Source organism: Suttonella sp. (assembly GCF_056855035.1).
Genome location: NZ_JBXGGR010000058.1, coordinates 25,590 through 31,680 on the forward strand (window position 1 = coordinate 25,590; position 6,091 = coordinate 31,680).

Annotated in this window: 6 protein-coding genes and 1 pseudogene; 1 reads left to right on the top strand and 6 read right to left on the bottom strand. The window is 51.4% G+C overall.

What is annotated here, in order from left to right:
* Positions 1-65 precede the first annotated feature (65 nt).
* The 4 genes from pfkB to ACJHVI_RS05555 are packed head-to-tail and all read right to left on the bottom strand — an operon-like array spanning position 66 to position 3,884.
* Positions 66-1,010 carry a 1-phosphofructokinase gene (gene pfkB, locus ACJHVI_RS05540; protein WP_483183655.1) on the bottom strand — a complete coding sequence of 315 codons (945 nt, stop codon included), beginning with the start codon at positions 1,008-1,010 and terminating at the stop codon, positions 66-68.
* A gap of 40 nt (positions 1,011-1,050) precedes the next feature.
* Positions 1,051-1,803, bottom strand: a complete 753-nt coding sequence (locus ACJHVI_RS05545) for an alpha/beta fold hydrolase (protein WP_483183656.1) — start codon at positions 1,801-1,803, stop codon at positions 1,051-1,053.
* Complete coding sequence (locus ACJHVI_RS05550; protein WP_483183657.1) at positions 1,800-3,503, bottom strand: potassium channel family protein; 1,704 nt, start codon at positions 3,501-3,503, stop codon at positions 1,800-1,802. Before ACJHVI_RS05550 ends, ACJHVI_RS05545 begins: the two co-directional genes overlap by 4 nt.
* Before the next feature lie 9 nt (positions 3,504-3,512).
* Complete coding sequence (locus tag ACJHVI_RS05555) at positions 3,513-3,884, bottom strand: DUF6394 family protein (protein ID WP_115219144.1); 372 nt, start codon at positions 3,882-3,884, stop codon at positions 3,513-3,515.
* Positions 3,885-4,098: 214 nt separating this feature from the next.
* On the opposite strand from ACJHVI_RS05555, the gene ACJHVI_RS05560 reads away from it, so the two are divergent.
* Positions 4,099-5,481, top strand: a complete 1,383-nt coding sequence (locus tag ACJHVI_RS05560; protein ID WP_483183662.1) for an alanine/glycine:cation symporter family protein — start codon at positions 4,099-4,101, stop codon at positions 5,479-5,481.
* Between the two features lie 35 nt (positions 5,482-5,516).
* Here ACJHVI_RS05560 and ACJHVI_RS05565 read toward each other — a convergent pair whose 3' ends face one another.
* Positions 5,517-5,801, bottom strand: coding sequence for a hypothetical protein (locus ACJHVI_RS05565; RefSeq protein ID WP_483183658.1), 285 nt, complete (start codon positions 5,799-5,801; stop codon positions 5,517-5,519).
* A 147-nt stretch (positions 5,802-5,948) separates the two neighbouring features.
* Positions 5,949-6,091: pseudogene (locus ACJHVI_RS05570) on the bottom strand (IS1595 family transposase); the annotation flags it as partial.

The window sequence follows — 6,091 nt, forward strand, 5'->3', positions numbered from 1 at the left end:
ATTCTTCTGCCGTAGGCAAAAACACAAAAGCCATCGCAAATAAATCCCGATGGCTTTTTAAATGCTTAAGGCAATTGCGAAATCACTACGCGCTTCATCAAACGCTCAATGACTTCAGGTTCCGGCAAGGCCACGCCCATGTGCTGAATATTCGCTGCGCTATAGGCGGTTGAAGTGCGCGCGATGGTTTCAAGGTCTTGTCCTAAAGCCAAACCGCGTACCACACCGGCGACCATTGCATCGCCCGCACCCACCGTACTCATGACTTTGACGCGCGGCGGCGCGGCATGAATGGCCTGATCTTTGCGTACGAACCAAGCGCCATGGCTGCCCATGGAAATCACTGCCAACTCCACGCCTTGGTCAAGGAATTTTCTCGCTTGCTCAACGATATGCGCATCGTCTTCCAATTCGTGTCCGCATAATTCTTCTAATTCGTGAATATTGGGCTTAACCACATGCGGCAATACCTCCGCCTGCATCACCTCAGTCAGGGCTTTACCGCTGGTATCTACCACCACATAGCGGCATTTGTCGCGATATTTGGCCACAAGTTGGGCATAATATTGCGCAGGTACGCCGGGCGGTAAACTGCCGCCCATAACCAATACGCTGTCGCCGTCTACGGTTTTTTCCAGATAATCTTCAAGTTTTTGAACCGCCTCTGCGGGAATTTCCAATCCCGGCAAATTAATATCGGTGGTTTCGCCATTATTGTCGTCAATGATTTTGATGCAGCGGCGGGTATCGCCGGGAATACGGATAAATTCGTCTTTTACGCCGTGTTCTTCAAATGCTTCCGTAAAAGTACCGTCATTATGTTCGCCCATCCAACCGGTGACAATTACGTCTTTTTCGCCCGCATCGCCCAAATTGATAGCAACTGAGATCCCTTTGCCGCCGGCGGTTTTATCCAAACGTTCGCCGCGGCTGACTTCCCCTCGCTGCCAATTCGGCGCGTGTACCGTCAAATCAATCGCCGGATTCGCGGTTACTGTAACAAATTTCATAGGTTCTCCTTACATTGAGTAACAATAAATTTTTAGTATTTTAGCTGCTTTTATCTTCGCGTGCGAGAAATCTTAGCACTTCTTCGGCAAAGGCTTCGCTGCGCCATGTATTGCTGGCGGTGATGTGGCTGGCAAAAGGCATGACCCATAATCCGCAATTCGGAATCACGCGGTATAAATCCAAAGCATCTGTCAAAGGTGAGACCGGGTCGCGGTCGCCGGTGATAATCAGCACCGCTTTATTCAAACGTGCAAAATCTTCCAAGCGATGATTGTGTTCGCTATGCGCCGGATTGAGCGCTTCGGAAACGCGTTCAATCACGCGCCGCCAAGCCTCGACGCCGCCTTGCGGCTCATGCAGCTTGGACAGCCATCCCTGCAATCCGAAGCGTTGCCAATAGGCGGGATCCGCCATGAGGCGGGTTTGCTCGTAAGTACCGCCGGTTTTTTGATAGGAAATACGATAAAAAACCGCTTTTTCCACCCGCTCGGGATAATGCAAACTCAGATACATTGCCGTTGCCGCCCCCATAGACGAACCGCAGATGTGGGCGCTGGCAATGCTTTCGGCGTCTAACATGGCAATCACGGCGGCGGCTAATTTGCCGATGCTGAGTTGGTCATCCGGCAATAAGGATCTACCGTGTCCCGGTAGATCCGGTACCAGCAGGCGGTAACGTTTGGAAAGTGCGGCGATTTGCGGCTGCCATTCTTCGCCCGCCATGCCGCCGCTATGCAGCAATACAAGGCTTTGCGCGCCGCTGCCGTAGGTTTGGTAATAAGGAATCATCATTCAAATTTCTTCAAAAGGTAATTAAGCAGATAGGAATTGACTTTCTCGCGATTATGCAGCGTCCAATATAGGGCGCCGCTGTCAAAGCAGTTGCGGCTGATGCGTGTGGCGACTTCTGGCTGATGATAAAGTAGCAGTACTTGGTCGCCGACTTGCAAATTGGTCGCCGCTTTTGGCAGCAGGATTTCTTTACCTTCGCGTAGCAACAGCAGAGGCAATGCCTGATTCAAGGTCTTGCTGTCATTGGCTAAAGTCCATAAGGATTGCATTCGCAGCAAATGTCCGCTTTTGAGATGTTCAATCACGGTAGGGGCATGTTTTTCGGTAATCCGCAGCAGATATTGGTTAGGATTATGATCACCGGCAATATCATCAATCCGCTGCAAAAGCTGCTGCCCCCATTCCTCGCTTTGATGCCGAGCCAAGCGGATAAAGCGGCTGAGCATCGGGCGCGCCAGATAGGGGAAAATCTCGCTGACCAGCAAATCCGCTTCTTCCATGACTTGGTCGAAGCCCGCCATTTCAAAGAGACGCGCATTGCTGCTTTCGTTTTGCCTGCCTACCACAAAGAGCGAGGGCTGCATTTGTTTTGCCGTCATAGCAATGGAAAGATTGTCCGAATCGCTTTCCAAGCCCGCCACAATCGCTTGGGCACGGTCAATCCGCGCTTCGCGCAGCGTAACGGCTTCCGTGCCCTTGCCCTTGATTTGCGTTTTCAGCAAAGCGCCTTCGGCGTCGCGGTTAATCACGACGGTATCAATGCCTTCATAGTCCAAAAAGCGTACCAAGGCTCTGCCCAATGAGCCGTAGCCGCAGATAATCCATGTGCCTGTGGGCGGTCGCGGCGGCGCTTCATGCACATTATTCGGTGTGCCGTTCAAGCGGCTGAGCAAATTGGCAATCGAAGGACGGCGCAAGCCGACTGTCAGGCGGTTGGCAAAGACTTGGCTGGTATTTAGGACGAAATCGGTGTCGAAAGAATGGGCATTGGCGCTGGCTTGGCGCGTCATGGTGCGACAAATGATTTTAAAGCGGTTGCGGTCGGAAGACAGCAGTCTTGCCGATAGGGCGACTTTGATATTGACTTCTTCATTATCGGTAATCGCCAAAACGGCGCGGCAATAAGGCGAGCGCACACCCGCCCGCGTCAGTAATTCCACATCGGCGGCATCGCCTTTCAGTGCCAGCACATTATGCAGTTCGGGGTCGAGCGCCATGCGGTTGATGCGGTCGGCGTCAATATCGATGACCACGCAGGTATAGCCCGAGGGTTGCAGGCGGTGTACCAAACGTCGCCCCGCTTCGCCGAAGCCGCAGATAATCACGAAGCGGCTGTGCAATTTGCTCACACGCTGGCTGAAGCGTTGCTCGTTCAGGGCGTATTGGAAAGTGGGATCGCCCAATAAGGCGATGATTTTCCCTGCGGCATAGAGCCAAGCGGGGACGGTGTAATAAATACTAAACGCCGCCCAAATCCGCTGCCACTGCGAAAAAGCGACCGGCACTTCGCCGTAGCCGATGGTGGTGGCGGTATAGCTAACCCAATAAAAGGCTTGAAAAATGCTCAGGCGGTTCATCTCGCCGTTTTCATCGACCATAGGCATCAGCGCCATACCCAATACCGCCACGGCATAGCTCAGCAGCAGCACCAAAATCGGGCGCCGCATACGTTGCAAAAATAAATAAATAACCTCGTTCACGACACAGCCTTAGCGGCGCAGACTGGCTGCCTCAATTACCATCAGGGTAACGGAAATCACATTCGCTACCAAAGCCCCGACCGCAAAAGAAACAATCGTCGCCATGCCGTTACCGTCCAACGGCCCCGAACTGAAGGTCCAGACCAAAACCGCAAGAAATAATTGCACGTCCGCCACCAAACTGGTCGCCAAGAGCAAAGAGCCCAGATGCGTACGGTCGCCGAATTTGATAATCGTGCAAACCAAACTCACGAGAAAAGCAAAGAACAATTCAAATTTATGATGATGATCCGGATTGCCGATATCGCCGTAAACAAAACCGAAATTCAGCGTCAATGCCAATAAAATGAAAAAACTAAACCACAAACGCTCGCTACGCATATTTTTCTCCCATCATGCCGCAGGCAAAGGCTGCAAACAGTAGCACAAAATCCGGCGGCTGTCAGAATCGACAGCTGATTCCACAATAAATTAACACTTGTCAAACCTGCTTCACTATGTTGCAATAAATTCATTCGTTTGACATACACATTTTATGCTACAGCAATAATTTTACCCAAACGAATGCAAAAAACTTTCACCACAGGAGTTTATGATGGAAATCATCGAATCTTTTTTCAAAGCATTCAACGGCTGGGTCTGGGGCTTGGCGATGTTGGTCTTACTAGTCGGCACCGGCGTCGTGCTCACCGTCATGCTGCGCGGTCTGCAATTCAGCATGCTCGTCTATGCGCTCAAGCAGGCTTTCAAACCGCACGATAAAAAAGCCGACGGCAGCGAACACGAAGGCGACGTCTCGCATTTTGCCGCCCTCATGACCGCCCTTTCCGCCACCATCGGCACAGGAAATATCGTCGGCGTAGCGACCGCCGTTGTTATGGGCGGCCCCGGCGCCGTATTTTGGATGTGGCTGTCGGCAATTTTCGGCATGGCGACCAAATACGGCGAAGGCGTCTTGGCAGTGAAATACCGCATCGTCAACAGCAAAGGCGAAATGTCGGGCGGCCCGATGTATTACATCGAACGCGGACTCGGCAGCCATTGGAAATGGCTGGCGCTGCTATTTGCCTTTTTCGGCACCGTCGCCTCCTTCGGCATCGGCAGTTCCGTGCAATCCAATTCGGTGGCGGAAGCCATTTTCAACAGCTTCGACATCCCGACATGGATGAGCGGCATTGCGCTAACCGTACTGACTGCCGTCGTCATCTTGGGCGGCATCCAGGGCATTGCCAAAGCCAGTTCCTTTATCGTGCCCTTCATGGCATTGTTTTATGTGCTCGGCGGTTTAATCATTATTTTTATGCACATAGATTTAGTGCTGCCCGCCTTGTCGCTGATTCTCTCCGATGCCTTCACAGGACAAGCGGTAGCCGGCGGGGCAATCGGCACCGTCATCCGCTACGGCGTAGCGCGCGGCTTGTTCTCCAATGAAGCCGGCTTGGGTTCGGCGCCGATTGCCGCAGCCGCCGCCAAAACCGACCACCCTGTACGCCAGGCATTAGTCTCGATGACCGGCACCTTCTTAGACACCATTGTCGTCTGCTCGATTACCGGCATCGTGCTGGTCATGGGCAATCTGGCGCTGAATGACATGAACTATCTCAACCCCACTTTGAAAGGCGCGGCATTAACCGCTCATAATTTTGATTTGCTGCTGCACGGCATTGGCGGTTGGATTGTGACTATCGGGCTGATTTTCTTTGCCTATTCCACCATTCTCGGCTGGTGTTATTATGGCGAAAAATGCGCCGCCTACGTTTTCGGAGAAACATTTATTCCCGTTTACCGCCTTATCTATGTGGCAAGCGTCATGGCAGGCACCGTCGTCAAACTCGATTTAATCTGGCTGATTGCCGACACCTTCAACGGACTGATGGCGATTCCCAACCTCGTCGCCCTACTCTTACTTTCCAGCGTGATTGTGAAAGAAACGCGCGACTTCAAGCAAAAACGCCAAAGCGGCGAACTGCCCGATTAATCTTCAAGAAAAAAGGCGGCTCTTGCCGCCTTTCCTTATTGTCCCAACATCTCCAAGGGCAACATAATCTTGCCGCAGTCATCGGTCTCCCCCACACGGATTTTGCGCAAATAGCATTCGCGAATCTCCGCTCCTGCCCGCAAAGCGGCAAAATTCTCCTGCATCTTGCGCAGGGCGTAATTCGGCTTATAGCCCACCGAAAGCACGACGTTTTTCCCTTCCGCAGTTTTCATCTGCCCGAGATACAAATACTCCCCTAAGACAAAATTTCCCGCATCAATTTTTGCCATTTCATCAACAAAATTAAGATATTCGCTCATTTTCGCCCTTCTCCTAAAAAGAAAGTGATTATCCGCCCGAGCAAAAAGAGGGTCAAGGCGATTTCTTCATCTCCTTATTTCCCATCACAAAAAACATATTCCGTCTTTAAAAATAGGGCTCTAGACTAGCAGAGTGATTGGTATAATTCATTGCAGAAGCGACCATAAATGTTTTTCTAAATCATCAATACTCTGCTTCCAGCGCCATTCGCATTCTTTCAAATGCCATTCGAAATTTTTGCTTACGCCGTTAAATTTTGCAAGCCTTCTTTTGGTAAAACTCCAAAAAC